This window comes from Nonomuraea roseoviolacea subsp. carminata, from assembly GCF_024172185.1.
Taxonomy (GTDB): Bacteria; Actinomycetota; Actinomycetes; order Streptosporangiales; family Streptosporangiaceae; genus Nonomuraea; species Nonomuraea roseoviolacea.
Genome location: NZ_JAMZEC010000001.1, coordinates 263,003 through 286,019, shown reverse-complemented (window position 1 = coordinate 286,019; position 23,017 = coordinate 263,003). Strand labels below are relative to the sequence as shown.

At 74.0% G+C, this 23,017-nt stretch carries 24 protein-coding genes; 16 read left to right on the top strand and 8 right to left on the bottom strand.

The window, feature by feature from the left end; genetic code table 11:
- Positions 1-9 precede the first annotated feature (9 nt).
- The 4 genes from HD595_RS01300 to HD595_RS01285 are packed head-to-tail and all read left to right on the top strand — an operon-like array spanning position 10 to position 3,815.
- Positions 10-1,035, top strand: coding sequence for a hypothetical protein (locus tag HD595_RS01300; protein ID WP_253765105.1), 1,026 nt, complete (start codon positions 10-12; stop codon positions 1,033-1,035).
- On the top strand, positions 1,032-2,261 hold the full coding sequence (locus tag HD595_RS01295) for a hypothetical protein (RefSeq protein WP_253765104.1): 1,230 nt from the start codon (positions 1,032-1,034) through the stop codon (positions 2,259-2,261). The genes HD595_RS01300 and HD595_RS01295 overlap by 4 nt, the downstream gene beginning before the upstream one ends.
- Positions 2,258-3,229 (top strand): glycosyltransferase family 2 protein, encoded by a 972-nt coding sequence (locus HD595_RS01290; protein WP_253765103.1) that lies wholly within the window; start codon positions 2,258-2,260, stop codon positions 3,227-3,229. Before HD595_RS01295 ends, HD595_RS01290 begins: the two co-directional genes overlap by 4 nt.
- A 31-nt stretch (positions 3,230-3,260) precedes the next feature.
- Positions 3,261-3,815 carry a hypothetical protein gene (locus HD595_RS01285; RefSeq protein ID WP_253765102.1) on the top strand — a complete coding sequence of 185 codons (555 nt, stop codon included), beginning with the start codon at positions 3,261-3,263 and terminating at the stop codon, positions 3,813-3,815.
- A 15-nt stretch (positions 3,816-3,830) separates the two neighbouring features.
- Here the strand turns inward: HD595_RS01285 and HD595_RS01280 are convergent, their stop codons facing one another.
- Both HD595_RS01280 and HD595_RS01275 read right to left on the bottom strand, forming a co-directional pair.
- Positions 3,831-4,346 carry a Uma2 family endonuclease gene (locus HD595_RS01280; RefSeq protein ID WP_253765101.1) on the bottom strand — a complete coding sequence of 172 codons (516 nt, stop codon included), beginning with the start codon at positions 4,344-4,346 and terminating at the stop codon, positions 3,831-3,833.
- A 114-nt stretch (positions 4,347-4,460) separates the two neighbouring features.
- Entirely contained in the window at positions 4,461-5,072 is a 612-nt protein-coding gene (locus tag HD595_RS01275) for a hypothetical protein (protein WP_253765100.1), read from the bottom strand.
- Positions 5,073-5,210: 138 nt separating this feature from the next.
- On the opposite strand from HD595_RS01275, the gene HD595_RS01270 reads away from it, so the two are divergent.
- Positions 5,211-6,044: an alpha/beta fold hydrolase gene (locus HD595_RS01270; RefSeq protein WP_253765099.1), complete on the top strand. Its 834-nt coding sequence runs from the start codon at positions 5,211-5,213 to the stop codon at positions 6,042-6,044.
- Positions 6,045-6,404: 360 nt separating this feature from the next.
- Here HD595_RS01270 and HD595_RS01265 read toward each other — a convergent pair whose 3' ends face one another.
- The 3 genes from HD595_RS01265 to HD595_RS01255 are packed head-to-tail and all read right to left on the bottom strand — an operon-like array spanning position 6,405 to position 9,106.
- Positions 6,405-7,043, bottom strand: a complete 639-nt coding sequence (locus HD595_RS01265) for a DUF4126 domain-containing protein (protein WP_253765098.1) — start codon at positions 7,041-7,043, stop codon at positions 6,405-6,407.
- 55 nt (positions 7,044-7,098) lie between these two features.
- The gene (locus HD595_RS01260; protein WP_253765097.1) at positions 7,099-8,247 is read right to left on the bottom strand and encodes an NAD(P)H-dependent flavin oxidoreductase; all 1,149 of its coding nucleotides are present in this window, start codon (positions 8,245-8,247) and stop codon (positions 7,099-7,101) included.
- A gap of 16 nt (positions 8,248-8,263) precedes the next feature.
- The gene (locus HD595_RS01255; RefSeq protein ID WP_253765096.1) at positions 8,264-9,106 is read right to left on the bottom strand and encodes an acyltransferase; all 843 of its coding nucleotides are present in this window, start codon (positions 9,104-9,106) and stop codon (positions 8,264-8,266) included.
- A gap of 110 nt (positions 9,107-9,216) precedes the next feature.
- On the opposite strand from HD595_RS01255, the gene HD595_RS01250 reads away from it, so the two are divergent.
- The 9 genes from HD595_RS01250 to HD595_RS01210 all read left to right on the top strand — a co-directional run bounded on the left by HD595_RS01250 (position 9,217) and on the right by HD595_RS01210 (position 18,665).
- On the top strand, positions 9,217-10,881 hold the full coding sequence (locus HD595_RS01250; protein ID WP_253765095.1) for a CTP synthase: 1,665 nt from the start codon (positions 9,217-9,219) through the stop codon (positions 10,879-10,881).
- A complete protein-coding gene (locus HD595_RS01245) occupies positions 10,878-11,489 on the top strand; it encodes an NUDIX domain-containing protein (protein ID WP_253765094.1) in 612 nt (203 codons plus the stop codon). The genes HD595_RS01250 and HD595_RS01245 overlap by 4 nt, the downstream gene beginning before the upstream one ends.
- Positions 11,490-11,553: 64 nt before the next feature.
- Entirely contained in the window at positions 11,554-12,459 is a 906-nt protein-coding gene (locus tag HD595_RS01240) for a site-specific tyrosine recombinase XerD (RefSeq protein WP_253765093.1), read from the top strand.
- Positions 12,460-12,575: 116 nt separating this feature from the next.
- A complete protein-coding gene (locus HD595_RS01235; RefSeq protein ID WP_175591871.1) occupies positions 12,576-13,517 on the top strand; it encodes a ParA family protein in 942 nt (313 codons plus the stop codon).
- Complete coding sequence (locus HD595_RS01230; RefSeq protein WP_253765092.1) at positions 13,514-14,377, top strand: segregation and condensation protein A; 864 nt, start codon at positions 13,514-13,516, stop codon at positions 14,375-14,377. The genes HD595_RS01235 and HD595_RS01230 overlap by 4 nt, the downstream gene beginning before the upstream one ends.
- Positions 14,378-14,720: 343 nt before the next feature.
- A complete protein-coding gene (scpB, locus tag HD595_RS01225; protein WP_308211357.1) occupies positions 14,721-15,227 on the top strand; it encodes an SMC-Scp complex subunit ScpB in 507 nt (168 codons plus the stop codon).
- Positions 15,224-17,077 carry a pseudouridine synthase gene (locus HD595_RS46555; RefSeq protein WP_253765091.1) on the top strand — a complete coding sequence of 618 codons (1,854 nt, stop codon included), beginning with the start codon at positions 15,224-15,226 and terminating at the stop codon, positions 17,075-17,077. Before scpB ends, HD595_RS46555 begins: the two co-directional genes overlap by 4 nt.
- Before the next feature lie 73 nt (positions 17,078-17,150).
- Positions 17,151-17,510 (top strand): chorismate mutase, encoded by a 360-nt coding sequence (gene aroH, locus HD595_RS01215; RefSeq protein ID WP_175599203.1) that lies wholly within the window; start codon positions 17,151-17,153, stop codon positions 17,508-17,510.
- A 51-nt stretch (positions 17,511-17,561) separates the two neighbouring features.
- The gene (locus tag HD595_RS01210; protein ID WP_253765090.1) at positions 17,562-18,665 is read left to right on the top strand and encodes a prephenate dehydrogenase; all 1,104 of its coding nucleotides are present in this window, start codon (positions 17,562-17,564) and stop codon (positions 18,663-18,665) included.
- On the opposite strand, the gene HD595_RS01205 is transcribed toward HD595_RS01210, so the two are convergent.
- The 3 genes from HD595_RS01205 to HD595_RS01195 are packed head-to-tail and all read right to left on the bottom strand — an operon-like array spanning position 18,653 to position 20,322.
- On the bottom strand, positions 18,653-19,243 hold the full coding sequence (locus HD595_RS01205; protein WP_253765089.1) for a glycosyltransferase family 2 protein: 591 nt from the start codon (positions 19,241-19,243) through the stop codon (positions 18,653-18,655). The two genes, HD595_RS01210 and HD595_RS01205, sit on opposite strands and share 13 nt — an antisense overlap.
- A gap of 33 nt (positions 19,244-19,276) precedes the next feature.
- On the bottom strand, positions 19,277-19,486 hold the full coding sequence (locus tag HD595_RS01200) for a glycosyltransferase family 2 protein (protein WP_253765088.1): 210 nt from the start codon (positions 19,484-19,486) through the stop codon (positions 19,277-19,279).
- On the bottom strand, positions 19,483-20,322 hold the full coding sequence (locus HD595_RS01195; protein ID WP_253781002.1) for a glycosyltransferase family 2 protein: 840 nt from the start codon (positions 20,320-20,322) through the stop codon (positions 19,483-19,485). Before HD595_RS01195 ends, HD595_RS01200 begins: the two co-directional genes overlap by 4 nt.
- A gap of 477 nt (positions 20,323-20,799) precedes the next feature.
- Between HD595_RS01195 and cmk the strand changes: the two genes are divergently transcribed.
- Positions 20,800-21,519 carry a (d)CMP kinase gene (gene cmk / locus HD595_RS01190; RefSeq protein ID WP_253765087.1) on the top strand — a complete coding sequence of 240 codons (720 nt, stop codon included), beginning with the start codon at positions 20,800-20,802 and terminating at the stop codon, positions 21,517-21,519.
- Between the two features lie 32 nt (positions 21,520-21,551).
- A complete protein-coding gene (gene der, locus HD595_RS01185) occupies positions 21,552-22,967 on the top strand; it encodes a ribosome biogenesis GTPase Der (RefSeq protein ID WP_308211089.1) in 1,416 nt (471 codons plus the stop codon).
- Positions 22,968-23,017 lie beyond the last annotated feature (50 nt).

The window sequence follows — 23,017 nt, the reverse complement described above, 5'->3', positions numbered from 1 at the left end:
GTTGCTGACGTGGACGTTTCTGACGCGGACGTTTCCGCCGCGGGCGCGGCATCGGCCTGCGTGCAGTGCGGACATCCGCACCCCTCGCTGATCCGGCGGCCCCTGCGGCCGGTCCGCTACTCCTGCCGCTCCTGCGGCGCGGTGTTCCGGCCCGGCCCGCCGCCCGTGCCGAACACCGCGCAGGACCGGCTTGCCCCGCCGGGCCGGAACACCGCGCAGGACCGGCTTCCCCCGCCGGGCCGCGACGGCGGCCGTGGACCGCTGGCGGCGAACCCCGACCCGGTGTCCGCCGCCGCGGCCGACGGTCCGCGGCCGGGGGACATCGGCCGTGATCCGGAGAGGCCGGACGCGGACGGCGATCCGCTGGCGGCGTTCATGCCGGTCCGCATGGTCCGCTGGGTACGCGCGCAGGCCGGACCAGAGCCGGTCCCCGACGCGCCCGACCGGGCCACGCTGGCGCGCTGGTACAAGGACTTCGACGCCCTCGTCGCCGCCGCCCGCAGCTCACCCGAGGCCCGCGCCGCCGTCGAGCGGGTCAGCGACGTCCCCCTCGACCGGCTGCCCGTCAAGCCGCCGGCCTTCTCCAAGGTGTGCGCGGCGCTCCACGCGACCTGCTACGACGCCGGGCTCGCCGCGTCCAGGCTGGCCGGCGCGGATCCCGCGGTCGTCGCCGAGCGGATCGGCCACCTGCGCCGCTGGCTGGCCACCGCGGGCCGCTCCACCACCTGGTTGGAGGCCGCCCCCGCCCCCGACCCGGAGCCTTCAGCCGTGGAGGAGCTGCTGACACCGCCCCGGTCGTTCACCGCCGATCAGGTCAGGGCTCTCTTCGGCGCGCTGTTCGGCGTGGACAAGGGGCCGTCGGTGCCCGGGGTGCGCGAGCGGTTCGGCGACGAGGGCGTCAGGGAGGCCCTGCTCGCCTACCTGAAGACCGGCGAGCGTCCCCTGCGCGAGATCGTGGCAGCAGACCTGGCCGCCGACCCCGACCCCGCCTTCGACCGCCGCCCCGGGCCGGGCGGCCGGCTGGACGCCTCGTGACCGCGGCCACGCTGCACAGCATCGGCCCGCGCCGCCTGCTCACCCTGCTGGGCGGGCGCGCCACCTTCCGCCTCCTGCTGTACGGCTCCGCGGCCGTGCTGGTCGCCGCGTGGAGCCGGGAGGACTTCAACGCGTACGCGGCGGCGGTGGGCGCGGCGGGCTGGCTCAGCATGGTCGTCCAGTCGGGCCCGGAGAAGGCCGCGCTCACGCTCATCCCGCGCGCCCGCCGCACCCGCGACCAGATCGCCGGGATGCTGCGCGCCGTCGTCGCCCGCGTCCCGCTGCCCTTCGCCGCGGCCGCCGCGGCCGGGCTCGTCCTCGCCCCGCACGCCACGGTCACCGTGTACCTGCTGAGCGTGGCCTACTACGTCTCGCTCGGCTGCGGCATGCTGGGGGTGGCCCTGCACCGCGCCCTCGGCCGGTACGCCCGCGACACCGCCCACTTCGCGCTGCTCGGCGTGGGGATGATCGGCATGGCCGGGCTGGCGTTCACCGCGCACATCCGGCCCACCGGCTACCTCGCGGGGCTGCTGACCCTCGTGACGGCGCTCAACCTGGCGCTGCTGCGCGGCCTGCCGCGCGCGACCGCGACCAGCCCCGCCGCGCCCGGGCCCGAGCGGACGCCGCGCCGGACCCTGCGCGGCGTCGTGGCCGGCACCGTGGTGCTGATGGGCGCGGTCGACGTCATGGGCAACGCCACGGTCGGGACGCTCTTCGTGGAGCTGTCGCTCACCCCGCACGCGGACCAGAGCGGCGACTTCTACATGATGATCCTCGGCTGGGGCTTCGCCACATCCGTGGTCTACACGCTGCAGCGGATCTACCAGCCCCGCCTGGCGCTGCGGATGGGCTCGGCCGGAGCCGGCCAGGTGCGCGCGCTCGCGCGGCGGGTCGCGGCGCTGTCGACCGCGGTCAGCGGGGTCTGGCTGCTCCTCGCGGGGGTCGCGCTGGCCGGCGGCCTGGCCGGCACCCGCTCCCTGGTCGCGCTCGGGGCGCTGCTGGCGTCGCTGCTGCCCGCCAACGCGCTGGCCGGCCTGGTGGTGTTCGTGCTGGAGAACACCGGCCGGGCCGGGCTGCGCGCCTGCGCGAAGGCCGTCGTCCTGTCCTGGGCCGTGGTCGCCGCGCTCGGCGCGCTGGTGATCCCCTTCGCCGGGGCGGCCGGAGCGGTGTACGCGCTGGGAGCGCAGGGATTCGTCCTCGGAACGGTGCTGAGGAGGCACATGTGAACACCGGGCTGACCGTGCTGGTGCCCTGCTTCAACGAAGGACCGCAGGTGGAGGTCGCCCACGCCGAGCTGACCGCCGCGCTCGCGGAGATCGGCGACCTGGAGATCCTCTTCGTCGACGACGGCAGCACCGACGACTCCCTCGACCGGATCCGCCGCCTGGCCGAGGCGGACCCGCGGGTGAGCTACGTGGCGTTCACCCGCAACTTCGGCATCGACGCGGTCATGGCGGCCGGCTTCCGCTACGCGGGGCGGCCCTGGACCGTCCAGTGCGACGCCGACCTCCAGGTGCCGCCCGAGGAGATCTGGACCCTGCTGGCCAAGGCCGGAGAGGGGTACGACGTGGTGTTCGGCCGGCGGCGCGGGCGGCGCGACCCGCTGGTCCGCAAGGCCGGCTCGGCGGGCCTGCACTGGGCGGCCCGGCGGGTGTTCCGCATCGACATGCCGAGGGGCGCCTCCACCTTCCGGCTCGTGCGCACGGGCGTGGCCCGCACGATCACCGAGCTGCGGCTGCCCTGGTTCATCCCGGCCGTCCCGCTGGTCGGCGCCCGGTACGCCGCCGTGCCCGTCACGCACCGGCCGCGGACCGCGGGTCGTTCACGGCTGCGCCTGGCCCGGCTGGCCGGGCACTCCTTCGAGCTGTTCTTCGGCTTCTCCGTCCGGCCGCTCAACGCGGTCTACGCCGCGGCGGCCCTCGGCGGCCTCCTCGCGCCGCTGCTCGCGGTGGCGGCGCTGCTCGGGTACGGCCTGCCGCTCGTCGCCGCGGCCCAGCTCCTGCTCGCCGGGCTGACCCTCGCGTCGGTGGCCCTGGTGGGCCGCTACCTTCACCGGCTCCTGCGCGACTCCGGACGCATGCCGACGTACTGGATCAAAGACTCCAACCTGACCGTACGCCCCGAGGACACACTGAGCGGCGGCCTGCCCTGCCTGCCCCCGCCTGTCCGCACGGGGGAGCGGATCACCAGCTGAGCCCCGCCCGGGCCCCGGATACGGTGACCGCATGAGGCGATGCGAGGAGTGCGCCCTCTGGGAGCCCGCGGGGGCGCCCGGCTGCGCCCGTTGCGCGCGGCTGGTGGACGAGATCGTCGAGGAGGGCTGGCGGGCGTTCCTGGCGCGGGAGTTCCCGGAGGTGGGGCCGCAGGAGGAGCGGGCGATCGCCGAGCTGGTCACCGACGAGCCCGACCGGCACCAGTGGCGCGTCGTGGACGCCGCCTACGACCGGCTGACCTGCGGCGAGTGCGGCGGCGGGCTGGGCCGTGGCCCGGTCGGCTGCGGCCCCTGCGACCTGGCCAACGGCTTCCGCTTCATCGCGGTGGAGACCGACCGGCCGCATGTGCCGCCGGGCAACGAGCACGCGTTGCGGGTCAACGTGGCGGCGGTGCGCCGCCCGCACTGGGTCTCGGAGGGCGAGCTGCTGCTGCGCCGGTTGTCGCTGCCGGTGCTGCTGGAGGGCCGCCTGCCTACGACCGCTCAGGCCCAGGCGACGCGGGCGCTGTACAACGAGGGCGCGAGCATGGAACGCATCGTGGCCGCCGTGTACGACTGGGGGAGGTAAGGGCCCGGCGACTGCTCAGCCGATGACCCGCTTGAGGTCGAGATCGATGTCGAGCTCGAAACCGATGAAGGTCTGCAGCCGCTTGCGGTGGATACCGGTCGGCACATACGCCTTGACCGCGGGCTCCAGCTCAAAGGTGTACACCACGGGCTGGTCGTCTTCCTCCTCCACCCGCCAGAAGTGCTTGATGCCCGCCTGGGCGTACTTGGCTGGCTTGGTGGTGCGGTCTCGGTCGATCGACGGCTCCGACGCCACCTCGACCACCAGGTGAACGTCTTCGGGAAAGAATGTCCTGGTCGCCAGGGTAAGAGCCGCTCTGCGCACGATGAGGAGGTCGGCTCTGGGCCGCTGGCGACAATCCAGAGTGACGGTCATCCCCCAGGCGACGGCGAGCCCTCCGGGAACCTGGAACCCCTGCTCCAGGAGCCGCACGGTCAGCATGTGGGAGGCGGTCTGCGGAGGCGTCCACACAAGTGCGCCGTCGATCAGTTCGACACCGCGGGGGGCGCCGGCCGGGAGCCGGTCCAGCATGTCGGCCTCCCAGCCGCCGGGAGGCCCCGGGTACAACCACTCGGGAAGATCGCCCACCACGCGCCTCTCTCGCACGACTACCCGTCGTGGTGAGAATGCCACGCGACGCGGTCGTCAGGAGGGCTCTTTGCGCTGCTCCATCGTGCGCCGGTAGAGGTGGTCGATCTCGTCCAGCGGGTCGGGGACGGCGGTCGTGCGCCGGGCCTCGATCTCCAGGTCCGTTCGGGCGCGCAGGTCGTCGATGCCGGCCGAGGCGTGCTGGACCTGGTGGCCGAGCAGGTCGGCGCGGATGCGCGCGCACATCGCCGTCAGCTTGGCCTGGTGCTCGCGGAGCTTGCCGAGCGTGGCGTGGTCGATGTAGGCGGACACGCGGAGCTGCTGGGCGTACATGCCGAGCTGCGCGTCGTGGACGTCGGCCTGCCGGGACAGGTCGGCGAGGAGCTGCGGCAGGTCGCCGAGCCCCCAGCCCTGCTGCTGCGCGGTCTCGATGGCCTGCCGGGTCAGCGACACCTCGCGCCGCAGGTCGAGACGGAGCCGCTCGACCTCGGCCGCCTCGCCGACGCCCATGGCGTTGACGTGGGTGGTCAGCCGGGTCGTGGCCTGCTTCGCCTTGACCGCGGCCTTGCGCCCCACCTTCACCAGCACGTACACGCCCACGCCGGTCAGCAGCAGGAGGAAGGCCAGGATCGCCAGCACGATCAGAAGGACCTCGCCGATTGCGCCCACCTCCTGGTTCGCCGTTACCCCTTCGAGGATAGTCCGCCGGGGACGCGCGCGTGGCGGGCCGGTGACCAAGCAAGCTCTTGATCGGTAGCCGGGGCTGTGGTTCCCTCCTCGGGAGAGCGGACGCGAGGAGGCGAGCCGGTGCCGTACACGACGGTCGAGACGGACCAGGGCGCGGTCAGGCTGTTCCACACCGACGACGGGGCCGGTGGCGGGCCGCCGCTGCTGCTGGTGCACGGGTGGGGGGCCGACTCCCACCAGTGGTCCTGGCACATAGACGCGCTCGCCGCCGAGCACCGGGTGATCGCGGTGGACCTGCGCGGCCACGGCTACTCGTCGGTCCCCGCCGAGGGCAACACCCCGCACGCCATGGCCGCGGACCTCGTCGCGCTGCTGGACGCCCTGGGCGTGCCCGAGGTGTTCGCCGTGGGGCACTCCATGGGCGGCCAGGTCGTCTCCATCCTCGCCGTCGAGCATCCCGACCGGGTCGCCGGCGTCGTCGCCGTCGATCCCGGGTACGGCATCGGGCCGGAGGTCGCGCGCGGCTTCTCCCGGACGATCGAGGGGCTGCGCGGCGAGCGGGCCACCGAGGTGGCGCTGCGGCTCGACCGGTGGTGCACGAACGCCGCCACGCCCGCCGTCATCCGGCGCTGGCACCGGCGCAGGCTGGACGGGATGCCCGCGCACGTGCTGGCGCAGGCGTTCGAGGCGATGTTCGCGCTGCCCGGCTCGATGGGCGTCAGACCGGCCAGCGACGAGTACCTCGCCCGCCGCCGCTGCCCGGTGCTGTCGATCTGGGCCGACCCGGTGCGGGCGGTCTGGGAGGCGGGGCTGCTCAAGCACCCCGGGTCGAAGGTCGTGTGCTGGGAGGGCTCCAGCCATCGGCTGCACGAGGAGCGGCCGGCGGAGTTCGTGGAGGTCGTGAGCGGGTGGGTGCGGGAGATCCTGGCCGAGCACCTGACGCCGGAGCACTGAGGCCGCCCGGCGGGCTCGCGCGGCGAACGCCTCACACGCGGCTGACCTGATGTGCGGGCGAGCGAAGTCCGGGCGGGGAACGTGTGGGCGCGGAGGCGGGGGCCACTGAGCGCCCACACGCGTCCTCCCGTCACTTACGCACGGCGATCGTACGGCCGGGCGGACCGGCGGATCGTCACCCTCGCGGCGGAGCCCCCGTCACCCCAGCGGATGACACGGCTCCAGGGGCGACGGACCCCCATGAGCGGCGCGGGTCCGGGTACGGCGCGGGGCCAGGGAGAGCGCGGGCCCAGGACGGTGCGGTCCAGGGACGGCGTCTGGGAGCGACGCGAACTTCCAGGAGCCGCTGGGACGGCGCGCTCAGGGGCGGCGCGGGTCCAGGGACGGTGACGTGAGGTCCGCGGACGACGCGCGCGCGGCCCTGCGGCGGGCCCGTACCCGCCGGGCCTTGCGGATGCCCCACCACGCGAGCAGCCCGAACACCACCACCCCGATGATCACCAGGACCGGCGCGAACACGGCAGCCAGGCTCATGCCGAGCGACCCCGCGTCCTCGACCGTGCTGACCACGGGAGCGCCCGCACCGGCCGTGCCCACGTTGATCACCGGGCGGGCGGCGGCCTTCAGGGCGTGCACGGCCAGGGCCAGCACGATGCCGAGCACCCATCCGGCCCACGGGTTCTCGGCCATCCACGTGGAGTGGTCGAGCTGCGCCGCGGCGCTGGTGGCGCTGAAGACCACGCCGCCGGACGCGGGACGCACCACGGTCTGGATCATGTCGTTCACCGAGTCGACGGCCGGTACCTTGTCGAGCACCATCTCGGCGACGAGGAGCACCGCGATGACGGCGAGCACGCCCCAGTTCGACAGCCAGGAGTAGCCGTCGGGCAGCTTCACCGCGTCGGTGAGATTGGCCAGCACTCCCACCACGAGCAGCGGGATGTAGGCGTTCAGGCCGGCGGCCGTCGACAATCCGAGCCCTGTGAGAGCAGCGAGCATGGATCCAGTCTGCCCCGCGGACGCCCGCCCCGCGTCCCCGAAGGCGGGGGAGGGGTCAGCCGGACAGCCGGCCGAGCCGCTCCACCGCGTCGGCGAACTCGCTCACCATCGCGTACACCACCTCGCGCGCCGGCCTGACCTGGTCGAGCTGGCCCACGACCTGGCCGACGAAGTAGTTGGCCAGCTCCAGCGCCCCGGGCTCGCCCCGTTCGGCCGCCGCGCCGATGCGGGCCATCGCCGACTCGGCGACGAGGAGCTGGAGCGGCATGCCCAGCGGCCCCGGGCTCTCCTGGCCGGAGTCCCACTCGTCCGTCCACGCCGACCGGAGCTGGCGGGCCGGCTTGCCGGTGCGCGAGCGGGACCGCACGGTGTCGAGCGACGAGGCGGCCAGCATCTTGCGCTTGACCGCCGGAGCCGTCTCCGCCTCCTCGGTGGTCAGCCAGACCGAGCCGCACCACACGCCCTCGGCGCCAAGCGCCATGGCGGCGGCCATCTGCCGCCCGGAGGCGATCCCGCCGGCCGCCAGCACCGGCACCGGCCCGACCGCGTCCACCACCTGCGGCACCAGCACCATCGTGGAGATCTCGCCCGTGTGCCCGCCGGCCTCGGTGCCCTGCGCCACGATGATGTCCGCGCCCGCCTCCACCTGCCTGCGCGCGTGCTCGACGGTGCCGACCAGCGCCGCGACCGGCACCCCGGCCTCGCGGGCCCGCGCGACCAGCTCGGGCGGCGGCGGGCCGAGCGCGCTGGCGACCAGGCCGATGGGGTGCTTCAGCGCCACGTCGATGAGCCCGGCCGCGCCGGCCGCGGTGACCCGCCGGCCCACCTCGTCGGCCGACCCGGCCGCGGGCCCGCCGATGGGCCCGCCGATGGGCCCGCCCGCTCCGCCCACGCCGTACTTGGCCATCAGGTGCGCGACGAAGTCACGGTGCCGCTCGGGGACGGCGTCGGCCAGGCGCGCCTCGCGGTCGAGCGCCTGCGCGTCGACCTTGCCGGGCAGCAGCACGTCCACCCCGTACGGCCGGCCGCCCACCCGCTCGTCGAGCCAGGTGAGCTCGGTGTCGAGCTGCTCGGGCGTGTACGCGATGGCGCCGAGCACGCCGAAGCCGCCGGCGTTGGTCACCGCGGCCACGACGTCGCGGCAATGGCTGAAGGCGAACAGCGGGAACTCGACGCCGAGACGCTCACAGATGGCGGTGCGCATGCACCGACGCTAACCGTCAGAACGATGTTCGGTCCAGCCCCGGATGATCCGCTTCCACGCCGTCCGTCCCCGTGGCGACCGCGTCCATGACGTCCGGCTCCGAACGACCGCCCGGCTCCGAGCGACCGCCCGGCTCCGAACGACCGCCCGGCTCCGAACGACCGCCCGGCTCCGAACGACCGGCCGGCTCCGAACGACCGGCCGGCTCCGAACGGCCGCCCCGCTCGGGGCGGTCGCCGGGCGCGTGCCAGCCCAGCTCCGGGTCGTACGTGCGCACCAGCCGCGCCGGCACCCCCGCCACCACGCTGTGGTCAGGGAACTCGCCCCGCACCACCGCGCCCCCCGCCACCACGCAGTGCCGGCCGAGCCGCGTGCCGGGCAGGATGATCGCTCCGGCCCCCAGCCACGAGCCCGCGCCGATCGCGACCGCGGCGTTGCGCGGCCACTGCCGCCCGATCGGCACGTCCGGGTCGTCGTAGACGTGGTTCTGGTCGGTGATGTAGACGTACGGGCCGGTGAAGACGTCGTCGCCGATGTCGATCGAGTGGTGCGCCACGATGTGCGAGCCCCGGCCGATCGAGCAGCCGCCGCCGATCCGCAGGATCGAGCCCGGCCCGAGGTCTACGCCCGGCATCATGCCGCACGACAGCGACACCCGCTCGCCGACGAGCGTATGGGCGCCGATCTCGATCCACCGCTCGCCGAAGATCGCTCCCGGCGGGAAGGCGATCTTGGCTCCCTCGCCCAGACCGCGGAACGCGTGCCCCCCGGGACTCGCCGGGGTGATGGCCCCGGCATCGCGGATCGCCGCGTAGGCACGGTGGATCAGCGTGCCCATGGCCCGCCGTACGCATGACATAGCGCCCAAAGTTACCGCTAGGTCATACCGTTCGGGCATGTCGGGGACGTTGTTTGATATCCTGAGAGCCCGTGGACAGTTCGACCACGCCTCGAGCCACGGGAGCCCCTTTGCGCAGCGCATCGCAAACCAAGCATCTGTTCGTCACCGGCGGTGTCGCCTCCAGTCTCGGCAAGGGGCTCACGGCATCCAGCCTGGGCCGCCTGCTCAAGGGCCGCGGTCTCCGGGTCACCATGCAGAAGCTCGACCCCTACCTCAACGTCGACCCCGGCACCATGAACCCGTTCCAGCACGGTGAGGTCTTCGTCACCGACGACGGCGCCGAGACCGACCTCGACGTCGGCCACTACGAGCGGTTCCTCGACACCGACCTGCACGGCTCGGCCAACGTGACCACCGGCCAGGTCTACTCCAACGTCATCGCCAAGGAGCGGCGCGGCGAGTACCTCGGCGACACCGTCCAGGTCATCCCGCACATCACCAACGAGATCAAGGACCGCATCCGGGGCATGGCCGGCCCGGACGTGGACGTGGTCATCACCGAGGTGGGCGGCACGGTCGGCGACATCGAGTCGCTGCCGTTCCTGGAGGCCGTGCGCCAGATCCGGCACGAGGTCGGCCGCGACAACGTGTTCTTCCTGCACGTGTCGCTGCTGCCCTACATCGGCCCCTCCGGCGAGCTCAAGACCAAGCCCACGCAGCACAGCGTCGCCGCGCTGCGCAGCATCGGCATCCAGCCCGACGCGATCGTGCTGCGCTCCGACCGCCCCGTGCAGACGGCGATCAAGCGCAAGATCAGCCTGATGTGCGACGTGGACGAGGACGCCGTCGTCTCCGCCGTCGACGCCGCCTCCATCTACGACATCCCCAAGGTGCTGCACGCCGAGGGCCTCGACGCGTACGTGGTGCGCCGGCTCGGCCTGCCGTTCCGCGACGTGGACTGGAAGGAGTGGGACCAGCTCCTGCGGCGCGTCCACCGCCCCGCCAAGGAGGTCACGATCGCGCTGGTCGGCAAGTACATCGACCTGCCCGACGCCTACCTGTCGGTCACCGAGGCGCTGCGCGCCGGCGGGTTCGCCAACGACGCGCGCGTCAACATCCGCTGGGTCAAGAGCGACGACTGCGAGACCCCCGACGGCGCCGCGCGCGAGCTCGACGGCGTCGACGGCGTGCTGATCCCCGGCGGGTTCGGCGTGCGCGGCATCGAGGGCAAGATCGGCGCCATCCGCCACGCCCGCGAGAACAAGATCCCGCTGCTCGGCATCTGCCTCGGCATGCAGGGCATGGTCATCGAGGCGGCGCGCAACCTCGCCGGCATCGCCGAGGCCAACTCCGCCGAGTTCGACCCCGAGACCAAGCACGCGGTCATCTCCACGATGGCCGACCAGGAGGACGTCGTCGCCGGCGAGCGTGACATGGGCGGCACCATGCGGCTCGGCAGCTACACCGCCAAGCTCGGCGAGGGCACGCTGGCCCGCCAGCTCTACGGCGGCAAGGCCAAGGCCGACGAGCGCCACCGTCACCGCTACGAGGTCAGCAACGCCTACCGCGAGCGGTTGGAGAAGGTCGGGCTGGTCTTCTCCGGGCTGTCGCCCGACGGCCGCCTGGTCGAGTACACCGAGCTGCCCGCCGACGTCCACCCGTTCTTCATCGGCACCCAGGCCCACCCCGAGTTCCGCTCGCGGCCGACGCGCGCCAACCCGATGTTCAAGGGCCTGATCGGCGCCGCCCTCGTCTACGCCGACAGCCGCGTGACCTCCAAGGTCGCCAAGTGAGGGTGGAGGACACGCCGGAGGCGTGGGAGGTCATCTCCTCCGTCGAGCGCTTCAAGGGCCGGGTGTTCCAGGTCGTCACCGACACCGTACGGATGCCCGGCGACACGGTGGCCGACCGCGACTACGCCCGGCACGTCGGGTCGGTCGCGGTGGTCGCCCTCGACGAGGACGACCGCGTGCTGATGATCCGCCAGTACCGCCACCCGGTGCGCCGGCTGCTGTGGGAGCTGCCCGCCGGCCTGCGCGACGTGGAGGGCGAGCCGCTGGCCGAGACCGCGGCGCGGGAGCTGGCCGAGGAGGCCGGCCACCGCGCCGCGACCTGGCACACGCTGGTCGACCTGCTCGTCTCGCCCGGGATGACCGACGAGCGCATCCGGATCTTCCTCGCCCGCGGCCTGACGCCGATCCCCGAGGAGGAGAACGGCTTCGTCCCGCAGCACGAGGAGATCGGCATGGCGGTCGAGTGGGTGCCGCTGGCCGACGCGGTCCGGCTGGCGCTCACGGGAATGATCCACAATTCCCCGGCCGTGGCCGGTATCCTCGCCGCGTACGCGGCATCGGCCGAGGGCTTCACCGGTTTGCGCCCCGCCGACGCCCCCGAGACATGACGCCCGCCCGAGGCGTGACGGTCTCGGAATGTGACGGCCCAGCGTGTGACGGAAGGACCGAGTCGTGGAGGCGGTGCTGTCCAGCTACCTCGCCCATCTGGCGGTGGAGCGGGGCCTGGCTGCCAACACGCTGGCCTCCTACCGCCGTGACCTGAGCCGCTACGTCCAGCACCTGCGCTCGCGCGGGCGCGCCACGCTCGGCGAGGTCGGCGAGGACGACGTCCTCGGCTTCCTCGCCGCGCTGCGCGAGGGCGACGGCGAGCACCCCGCCCTCGTGGCCAGCTCGGCCGCGCGGGCGGTGTCCGCCGTGCGCGGGCTGCACCGCTTCGCGCTGCGCGAGGGCGTCACCGCCCACGACCCGGCCCACCAGGTGCGCCCGCCGCGCCAGCTCCGCAGGCTGCCCAAGGCGATCGCCGTCGACCAGGTCGAGCGGCTCATCGCCGCCTCCGGCCCCGACGGCGCGCCGCTGACCCTCCGCAACCGCGCCCTGCTGGAGCTCCTGTACGGCACGGGCGCGCGCATCTCGGAGGCCGTCGGCCTGGCGGTGGACGACCTGGAGGAGGACCAGGTACGGCTGCGCGGCAAGGGGGGCCGCACCCGGATCGTCCCGCTCGGCCGCTACGCCCGCTCGGCGCTCGACGCCTACCTCGTCCGGGCCCGGCCCGGCCTGCTGGCCCACGGCCGCGGCACGCCCGCGGTCTTCCTCAACGCGCGCGGCGGGCGCCTGACCCGCCAGGGCGCCTGGGAGGTGCTCCAGGCCGCCGCCGAACGAGCCGGACTCCACGGGATATCCCCGCACGTACTCCGTCATTCCTTCGCAACCCACCTCCTCGACGGCGGCGCCGACGTTAGGGTGGTGCAGGAGCTGCTCGGCCACGCCTCGGTGACGACCACCCAGGTCTACACGCTGGTCACGGTCGACAAGCTCCGTGAGGTGTACGCCGCCGCGCACCCCCGCGCCCGGCAGTGATCTATAGTCTTTTGCGGCGTGCCACGGTTCGGCGTGCCGCCTTGCCGCGTTTAGTGATGACGCCATAGTGTCCGTCCGGACGGTCCGGTTCGGGATCGTCAGGGAGGTTCGAGCTGGTGACTGTGACGACCAACGGTTCGACCCCGGGGACCCCCGACAACCCCTGGGGTGACACGAAGACCGACACGCCCTCCACCGGCGTGAACCTGGGCCCCACCCGGCGCCCCCGGCCGGTGTTCCCGGAGCCCGTGCCGCCGGAGGTGCACGGGCCGGCCCGGGTCGTCGCGATGGTCAACCAGAAGGGCGGGGTCGGCAAGACCACGACCACCATCAACCTCGGCGCCGCGCTCGTCGAGTACGGCCTCAAGGTCCTGCTCGTCGACTTCGACCCGCAGGGCGCCCTGTCCGTCGGGCTCGGCATCAACCCGCTCCAGCTCGACCTCACGGTCTACAACCTGCTGATGGAGCGCAACGTCACCGCCGAGGACGTGCTGCTGGAGACCGGCGTCGAGGGCCTCGACCTGCTGCCCAGCAACATCGACCTGTCGGCCGCCGAGGTCCAGCTCGTCACCGAGGTCGCCCGCGAGCAGGTGCTCGGCCGCGTGCTCAAGCCGCTGCTGCCGCACTACGACGTCTGCCTCATCGACTGCCAGCCGTCGCTCGGCCTGCTCACCATCAACGCGCTCACCTGCGCCCACGGCGTCATGGTGCCGCTGGAGTGCGAGTTCTTCGCGCTGCGCGGCGTCGCCCTGCTCATGGACACCATCTCCAAGGTCCAGGAGCGCCTCAACGACGAGCTGGAGATCGAGGGCCTGCTGGCGACCATGTACGACGCCCGCACCCTGCACGGCCGCGAGGTGCTGGCCCGCGTCGTCGAGGCGTTCGGCGACAAGGTCTTCCACACCGTGATCAACCGCACCGTCCGCTTCCCCGACGCGACGGTCGCCGGCGAGCCGATCACCACCTTCGACCCGTCCTCCCTCGGCGCCAGCGCCTACCGTGAGCTGGCCCGCGAAGTGCTCTCGCGCTGGCCGGCGCCTGCCACAATGGCCAGGTGACGCCAGAGCGGGGGAGCGCAGTCCAGGACGAGGAGCAGACCGGCACGTCCGGCTTCCAGGTCCACCTCGACGTCTTCGAGGGACCGTTCGACCTGCTGCTCGGGCTGATCGCCAAGCACAAGCTCGACATCACCGAGGTGTCCCTGTCCAAGGTCACCGACGAGTTCATCTCCTACATCCGCTCGCGCGGCCCCGAATGGGACCTCGACCAGACCAGCCACTTCCTGCTGGTCGCGGCCACCCTGCTCGACCTGAAGGCGGCCCGGCTGCTGCCCAGCGGCGAGGTCGAGGACGAGGAGGACCTCGCGCTGCTGGAGGCCCGCGACCTGCTGTTCGCCCGGCTGCTGCAGTACAAGGCGTACAAGGAGGTCGCGAAGGTCTTCGCGGGCCGGATGGCCGACGAGGCGCTGCGCTACCCCCGCGCGGTGCCGATGGAGCCGCGCTTCGCCGAACTGCTGCCGGAGCTGATCCTCGGCATCGGCCCCGAACAGCTCGCCAGGATCGCGGCCAGGGCGTTCACCCCGAAGGCGCCGCCCACGGTCGCCGTCGGCCACATCTACCAACCGCTGGCCAGCGTCCGCGAGCAAGCCGCTATCCTGGTCCAGCGCCTCAGGCGCATGCGCCGGGCCACCTTCCGGGCCCTGGTCGCCGACTGTGACGGCACCTTCGAGGTCATCGCCCGCTTCCTCGCCGTCCTGGAGCTGTTCCGTGAGGCGGCGGTCAGCTTCGACCAGGTCGAGCCGCTGGGCGACCTGCACGTCACCTGGACGGGCAGCGACGAGGGCGACGTCGCGGTGGGCGACGACTACGAGGAGAGCGCGCTCAGCGCGGAGAAGGCGGAGAAGGCTGCTGATGAGTGACGACCGCCCCGGCGAGCACGCGGACGACCACCCGGCCGACGCGCCGCCGCAGCCGCGCAGGTCACCGGAGGCGGCGCTGCCGGCCTGGATGACCCTGCCGGGCTCCCTGGCCGCCGCCGACCCCGAGCCGGCCGCCCCCGAAGCTCCCGCCGACCCCGAGTCGGCCGCCCCCGAAGCTCCCGCCGACTCCGAGCCGGCCACCCCTCAAGCTCCCGAGCCGGCCACGCCGGAAGCCCCCGAGCCGGTCATCGATCTGACCGAGGCGCCGGAGGAGGCCCTGGACGAGCCGGAGGACGACGCCACGCCCGCGCCCGGCCTGCACGCCGCGCTCGAAGCCATCCTCATGGTCGTGGACGTCCCCGTCCCCGAGGTGACGCTGGCGCAGGTGCTCGAACGCCCCACCCACGAGGTGGCCGCCGCCCTCAGATCGCTGGCGGCGGAATACACCGAAGCCCGGCGGGGTTTCGATTTGAGACAGGTCGCGGGCGGCTGGCGTTACTACACGCGTGCCGACTGCGCACCCCTGGTCGAGCGGTTCGTTCGCGACGGCCAGCAGACGCGGCTCACCCAGGCCGCGCTGGAGACACTCGCGGTCGTGGCCTACCGGCAACCGGTGAGCCGCGCCCGCGTCGCCGCGGTCCGCGGCGTGAACAGCGACGGCGTCATGCGGACGCTCGTCGCGCGGGGGCTGGTCGAGGAGGCCGGCACCGACCCGGAGAGCCAGGCAGTGCTCTACCGGACAAGCTCATACTTCCTTGAACGTCTGGGACTGAAGGACCTCAGCGAGCTCCCCGAGCTGGCTCCGTTCCTCCCGGACGACGTGGAGAATCTCGAGGAGACGACAAAGTGATCAACAGGCGCAGCACCCCGTCCGGTGATGGACGCGGTCGAGGACGTACCGGCGGCTCCACCGGCCGCGGCGGGCGTCCCGCCTTCCGCTCCGACGACAGCCGCGGTGGTTCCGGCCGCGATTCCCTCCGTGCCGATCGCGGCGGCGCCCGCGCCCGGTACGGCGACTCCGCCTCCCGCGACCGCTCCGGCGGCGAGCGAGGCGGCTTCCGCTCCGAGGGCCGTGACGGCGGCTTCCGCTCCGAGCGGCGTGACGACCGCGACGGTTTCCGTTCCGAGCGTCGCGGCTCCGGCTCCGGCCCGCGCGACGGCCGGGGCGACTTCCGTTCCGACAGGCGCGACGACCGCCGTGACGACCGCGGCGGCTACCGTGGCGAGCGCTCCGGCGACCGCTCCGACAACCGCGGCGGCTACCGTTCCGACCGCTCCGACGATCGCGGCGGCTACCGTACGGACCGCTCCGACGCCCGCGGCGGCTACCGGCGCGACGACCGCACCGACCGCCGTGACGAGCGCCCGGACCGCCGCGACGAGCGCCCGTCCTACCGCTCCGCCGGCCGCGACGACCGTGGCGGCTTCCGTTCCGACCGTCGTGACGACCGCGACGGCGCCCCCCGTTCCGGCTTCCGTTCCGACCGGCGTGACGGCGGCTTCCGTCCCGAGCGCCGCGACGACCGCGACGGCGGCTTCCGTGCCGGCCGTCGTGACGACCGCGAGGGCGACGCCCGCGGCGAGTCCCGGCCCGGCGCCGGTTCCTCCTTCCGCGCCGACCGCAGCGGCCGGCGCGAGGACGCTCCCAGCACCGGGCGCGCCCGCTACGGCCGCCGCGAGGAGCCCCGCGGTTCCCGCCGCGACGGCGTCCAGACCATCGGCCGCCCCTCCGGCGGCCGGCCCTCGTCCGCGGGCGGCGGCTCGCGGCGTGACGGTTACGGCGGCCACGGCTCGTACGGCGGCTCCTCCGGCGCCGGCCGGGGCGGGCGGCCCGCGGGCTCGGGCGGCGGCGCGCAGACGGCGGGCCGCGGCGGCGAGGCGCCCCGCGACCGGTTCAAGACGGCCCGTCAGCCGATGCGCGACCGCGACTTCTACCCCGAGGGCTACACCGACGAGCGCGACACCACGGAGGTCCCCGACGGCGTTCGCCTGCAGAAGGTGCTCGCCCAGGCGGGCGTGGCCAGCCGCCGCGCCTGCGAGGAGATGATCGGCGACGGCCGCGTCACCGTGAACGGCCAGGTCGTGCGCAGGTTCGGCGCCAAGGTCGACCCTGCCACGCAGGTCATCCACGTCGACGGCAAGCGCATCCCGACCGCCCCCGACCTCGTCTACTACGCCCTGAACAAGCCCATCGGCGTCGTGTCCACCATGAGCGACCCGCAGGGCCGCCCGTGCCTGGCCGACTACGTCGAGGAGCTGGCACCGCGCCTGTTCCACGTGGGCCGGCTCGACACCGAGACCGAGGGCCTGCTGCTGCTCACCAACGACGGCGAGCTGGCCAACCGGCTGACCCACCCCAGCTACGGCGTGCAGAAGAAGTACTGGGCCAAGGTGCCGGGTCCCATCCCGCGCGACCTCGGCCGCCGCCTCAGGCAGGGCGTCGAGCTGGAGGACGGCCTGGTCAAGGTGGACGACTTCAAGATCGTGCAGGAGCACGGCCAGCAGGCGCTGGTCGAGGTCGTGCTGCACGAGGGCCGCAAGCACGTGGTGCGGCGCCTGCTGGAGGAGGCCGGACACCGGGTCATCGACCTGGCGAGGATCGAGTTCGGGCCGGTCAAGCTCGGCCGGACCAAGCCCGGCACCGTGCGCGCGCTCACGCTGCACGAGGTCGGTGAGCTTTACGCGGCCGTGAAGCTGTAACCTGATCAGTACGCAGGAGCCCGTGCGGAGGTCCGCACGGGCTCCACCGCTTATCCAGAGGGGACAGATCACCATGGTGCGGGCGATCCGCGGCGCGATCCAGGTGGACTCCGACGACCGTGACGCCATCATCGAGGGCACGACCGAGCTCGTCGCCACGCTGATGGAGCGCAACCAGCTCACCACCGACGACGTGATCAGCGTGCTGTTCACCGCCACACCCGACCTGACGTCGGAGTTCCCGGCGCTGGCGGCGCGTAAGCTGGGCTTCCACGAGGTGCCGCTCATCTGCTGCACCGAGATCGACGTGCCGGGCGCGCTGCCGCGCGTGGTGCGGCTCATGGCGCACGTCGAGACCGACAAGCCGCGCTCGGAGATCCAGCACGTCTACCTGCGCGGCGCCGTGGCCCTGCGCCAGGACATCGCCCAGTAGCGGCGCCCTTCCACCCGGCCCCGACCACCACACCTCGACCAGGACATCGACATGGCCTCCGAACTGCGCACCGTGCTCGTCGTCGGCACCGGTCTCATCGGCACCTCCGTGGCGCTGGCGCTGCGCGGGCACGGGGTGCGCGTGCTGCTCGCCGACCGCGACCAGGGCGCGGTGCGCCTGGCCCGCGAGCTGGGAGCCGGCGAGGAGTGGCACGCCGGCGGCGATCGGGCCGACCTGGCGGTGATCGCGGTGCCGCCCGCGCACGTCGCCACCGAGCTGCTCGCCCTCCAGGAGGCCGGCGCCGCCGGCCACTACACCGACGTGGCCAGCGTCAAGGCCCTGCCCATCGACGAGGCCCGCCGCCTGGGCTGCGACCTGGGCGCGTACGTCGCCTCGCACCCGCTGGCCGGGCGGGAGAAGTCCGGCCCGGGAGCGGCGCGGGCCGACCTGTTCCTCGGCCGGCCGTGGGCGCTCTGCCCCACGCCCGAGAGCTCCCCGGAGGCGCGGGCGGCGGTGCTGCGCCTGGTGGAGCTGTGCGGCGCCAACCCCGTCGAGGTCGACGCCGGCGACCACGACCGGGCCGTCGCCGTGGTCTCCCACGCGCCCCACGTGACCGCCTCGGCCGTGGCCGCGCGCCTGGCCGACGCCTCCGAGGTCGCGCTCGGGCTGGCCGGGCAGGGCGTGCGCGACGTCACCCGGATCGCGGGCGGCGACCCCGGCCTCTGGCTCGGCATCCTGTCCGGCAACGCGGCGCCCGTCGCCGAGGTGCTGGAGGCCGTCTCCCGCGACCTGGCCGAGGCGGCGTCCGCGCTGCGCGCGGTGGCCGAGGGCGACGGCACCGCCTCCTCCGACATCACCCAGCTCCTCAAGCGGGGCGTCGCGGGCCACGGGCGCATCCCGGGCAAGCACGGCGGTCCCGCCTCCTCCTACGTGGTGGTCCAGGTGGTCATCGGCGACCGTCCCGGCCAGCTCGCCAAGCTGTTCCAGGTGTGCGACGAGGTCGGGGTCAACGTCGAGGACGTGCGGCTGGAGCACGCGCCGGGCCTGCCGCTGGGCATCGCCGAGGTGTCGGTGCAGCCGGACGCCGCCCCCGTCCTCACCGGGGCCCTGCACGAGCGGGGCTGGCAGGTCCCCGGACCCGGTCAGGAGATGTAGCGGCGGGCCCGTGAGGTGGCCTGCGACTCCTCCAGGCTGACCAGCCGGGCCTCCACCCGCGCGGGCACCCTGCGGCGTTCGGCGCGCACCCACGGCAGGCCGCGCGGCGCGTCCAGGGCCGCCGGCGGCGAGACGCGGTCGCGCGGCACGATCCGGGCCGGCCGCACCGTGCGGCGCAGCGCCGCGCCCACCGGGCGGCGCAGCCACGTGGACCACAGCGTGTCGCGCGGCCCCACCCGCCGCCGGGCGTGGGGGTCGCGGTTGCGGGACGCCTCGTGGTGGACGGTCAGCCCCTCCAGGTAGCACAGCTCCCACCCGGCGGTGGCCAGATCGACGGCCGGCAGCTCCTCCCCGCCGCCCAGCCACAGCCGCCGCGAGAACCCGCCACACCGCAGGAACGCGTCGCGGCGCAGCACGGACGCGCCCGCCAGGAAGCTGCCCAGCGCCGGTCCCGGCAGCCAGGACGGCCCGCGCACGGGGGAGTCGCGCAGCTCGGGCACGATCGGGTCCTCCCGCGCGCCGGGCTCGGCGAGGATGCGGGCCGCGACGACGGCCAGGGACGGGTGCGCGTCCAGCACGTCGGCGGCCCGGGCCGGCGAGCCGGGCGCCCATCAGGTGTCGTCGTCGGCGAACGCCACGTACGGGGTGTCCAGCCGCCTGGCGCCGATGTCGCGGCCGACCGCGCCGAGGTTCTCGCACAGCGCCACCACGTCCACGTCCGGGTACGTGGCGGTGACGGCCTGCGCGCGGGCGTCGTCCGCGCTGTGAGCGACTCGCGGGTCGCCGGCCGCGCCGCCTCGGCTTCCTGGCGCCGGTGTCATCGGCCGTCCTCCAGCAGGCGGCGCGCCCGTTCGACCGCCGGGGGCAGCTCGCGGCGCTGTGCCAACGCGGGCCGCAGCCTCGGGACGGCCGTGCGCAGCCCGCGCCAGCCGTTCGGGCCCTGGCGCAGGGCGGCCAGCGAGCGGCGCGCCACGACGCTCCACGGGCGGCGCAGCACGGCCGTGAGCACGGAGTTGCGGGTGGCGAGCTCCTTGCGCCCGCGCGGGTCCCGGGACGGCGACGGGTGGTGGTGGGCGACGACGTCGTCCACGTAGGCGAGCCTCCAGCCCCTGGCGGCCAGGTCCACGGCCAGGCGCTCCTCCTCGCCGAAGAAGAAGATCACGTCGTCGAACCCGCCGGCCTCCAGGAAGGCGTCCGCGCGCACCACGGCCCCGCACGCGAGGAAGCCCAGCACGCTCGGGCCGGGCAGGTCCGGCTCATGACCGAGCGGGGAGCGGGCCATCTCCTCGCACACCGGGTCCAGGCGCTCCTCCGGGCCGACCAGGACGCGGGCGGCCAGCACGGCCAGGCGCGGACACGCGTCCAGGACGTCGGCGGCGCGGGCCAGGGCGCCGGGCGCCCACCAGGAGTCGTCGTCGGCGAAGGCCACGTACGGGGTGCCCGCCATGCGCACGCCCACGTTGCGGGCGGGGGCGCCCAGGTTGCGCCCGGCCTCGACGACGGTGACGTGCGGGAAGTGGCGGCGCACGAAGCCGGGGCTTCCGTCGGTGGAGCCGTTGTCGACGAGGATGACGGGGCGCGGGTGGTGGGGGAGGGACCCGGCCAGCGCGCGCCTCCGGTTCCTGGTGGCCACCACCACCGTCACCCGTTCATCCATGTACCGGTCTCTTTCCGAAATGCCCACCCTTAGTCGTCCCCCGCGCCGGGGCGGACGACAAGGCCGGCGTGGCAGCCGCGGAGCAGGACCGACCTGCCCCCGGCGGTCGCGGGGAAGGACCGGAACTGTCCCTGGGCGGTCGCGCGGCGGGACCGCATCTGCCCTCGGGCGGTCGCGTGGGAGGACCGGATCTGCCTCCGGGGGGTCGCGCGGCGGAGCCGGATCTGTCTCCGGGGGGTCGCGCGGCGGAGCCGGATCTGCCTCCGGGCGGTCGCGTGGGAGGACCGGATCTCCCCCCGGCGGCTGCGTGGGAGGACCGGAGCTGTCCCCGGCGGCCGCGCGGTGGGACGGCCTCGTCCGGGGCGCGCGGACGTCGGAAGGGGCGCGAGGCGGTAGCCTCTTCAGGTCGAGTGAACAGCGTGGACCGCTGCGGGCCGCAGGGGCCTGTTCGGGTCGGGACAGCGTGGAGGAGAGGCCGTGGCCGGTCTGGTCGTCGCCATGGACGGCCCTTCGGGGTCGGGCAAGTCGAGCGCGTCGCGCGGGGTCGCCAAGGCCCTCGGGCTGCGTTACCTCGACACCGGCGCCATGTACAGGGCGATGACCTGGTGGGTGCTGGAGCAGGGCGTCGACCCCGCCGACACCGACGCGGTCGCGGCGCGGGCCGTCGAGCCCGAGATCGTCTCCGGCACCGACCCCGACGCCCCGACCATCCACGTCGACGGCGTCGACGTGGCGGGCCCCATCCGGGGCGCCCGGGTCACCGGGGCCGTCTCGCAGGTCGCGGCCGTGCCCGAGGTGCGGGCCCGGCTCGTCGCCCTGCAGCGGCAGATCATCGGCGACGGCGGCATCGTGGTCGAAGGCCGTGACATCGGCACGGTCGTCGCGCCCGACGCCACGCTCAAGATCTACCTCACCGCCAGCGCCGAGGCCCGCGCGCGGCGCCGTCACGCGGAGCTGTCCGGCGGAGGGGCCGAGACCACCACGGTCGAGGCCCAGCAGGCCGAGCTGGCCAGGCGCGACACGATCGACTCGACGCGCAAGACCGATCCTCTCTCGCTGGCGGATGGCGCCATCGAGCTCGACACCACCGCGCTCGACCTGCAGCAGGTCATCGCGGAGGTGCTGAGACTGGTCGAGGAGCGGGGTGGTTCCGCGGCGCGGAGCGGCCCCGCCGGCCACCACTACGAGCGCGCCTGAACAGGTGCGGGACTCACTAAGGATGAAACAACGTGTCTACGGGGGACTGGGTCGAGGCTGATCTCGACGACCTCGCATTGTCCGAAGACCACGACGACAGCGGCCCGCTGCCCGTCGTCGCCATCGTCGGCCGCCCGAACGTGGGCAAGTCCACGCTGGTCAACCGCATCATCGGCCGCCGCGAGGCGGTCGTCGAGGACGTGCCCGGCGTCACCCGCGACCGGGTGACGTACGAGGCCAACTGGCGTGGCCGGCGCTTCACGGTCGTCGACACCGGCGGCTGGGACCCCGACGCCACCGGCATGGGGCTGCGCATCGCCGAGCAGGCGCAGGTCGCGGTCGAGCTGGCCGACGTCATCGTGTTCGTGGTCGACGCGACCGTGGGCGCGACCGACGCCGACGAGATCGTCGGCTCGGTGCTGCGCCAGGCGGGCAAGCCGGTCATCCTGGCCGCTAACAAGGTCGACAACCAGCAGCTCGAACTGGAGGCCGCCGGGCTGTGGTCGCTCGGCCTCGGCGAGCCGTACCCCGTCTCGGCCCTGCACGGCCGTTCCAGCGGCGACCTGCTCGACGTCGTGCTCGACGCGCTGCCCGAGACGCCGCGCGAGACCTTCGCCACCGAGCGCGGCCCGGCCCGGGTGGCGCTGCTCGGCAAGCCCAACGTCGGCAAGTCGTCGCTGCTGAACAAGCTCGCCGGCGAGGAGCGGGTGCTGGTCGACCCGATAGCCGGCACCACCCGCGACCCGGTGGACGAGCTGATCGAGCTGGGCGGGCGCACCTGGCGCTTCGTCGACACCGCCGGCATCCGGCGGCGCGACCGCGAGCTGCAGGGCGCCGACTTCTACGCCGCCATGCGCACCCGCTCCGCGCTGGACCGCTCGGAGGTGGCGGTCGTGCTCATCGACGCCAGCGAGCCACTCACCGAGCAGGACCTGCGGATCATCGGCCTGGTGATCGAGTCCGGCCGGGCCATGGTCGTGGCGTTCAACAAGTGGGACCTCGTCGACGAGGACCGCCGCTACTACTTGGAGAAGGAGATCGACCGGCAGCTCGTGCGCACCCCGTGGGCGCTGCGGGTCAACATCTCCGCCCGCACCGGCCGCCACGTGGACCGGCTCGTCCCCGCGCTGGAGAAGGCGCTGGAGTCGTGGTCCACGCGGGTGCCGACGGCCAGGCTCAACGCGTTCCTGACCGAGCTGGTGCAGCAGACGCCGCCGCCGGTGCGGGGCGGCAAGCAGCCGAAGATCCTGTTCGCCACCCAGGCGTCGGTCGAGCCGCCGAAGTTCGTGCTGTTCACCTCCGGGTGGCTGGAGGAGACGTACCGGCGCTTCGTCGAGCGGCGCATCCGCGAGGAGTTCGGCTTCGCCGGGTCGCCGATCGAGGTGACCATGAAGATCCGCGAGAAGCGCAAGGGCGGCGCCTCCTCTTCCTCCCAGCAGCGCAAGTAGCCGGTCGTCCCGGGGGGCGGGGCCGCGGGTTAATCCGTTGCCCCGTCCCC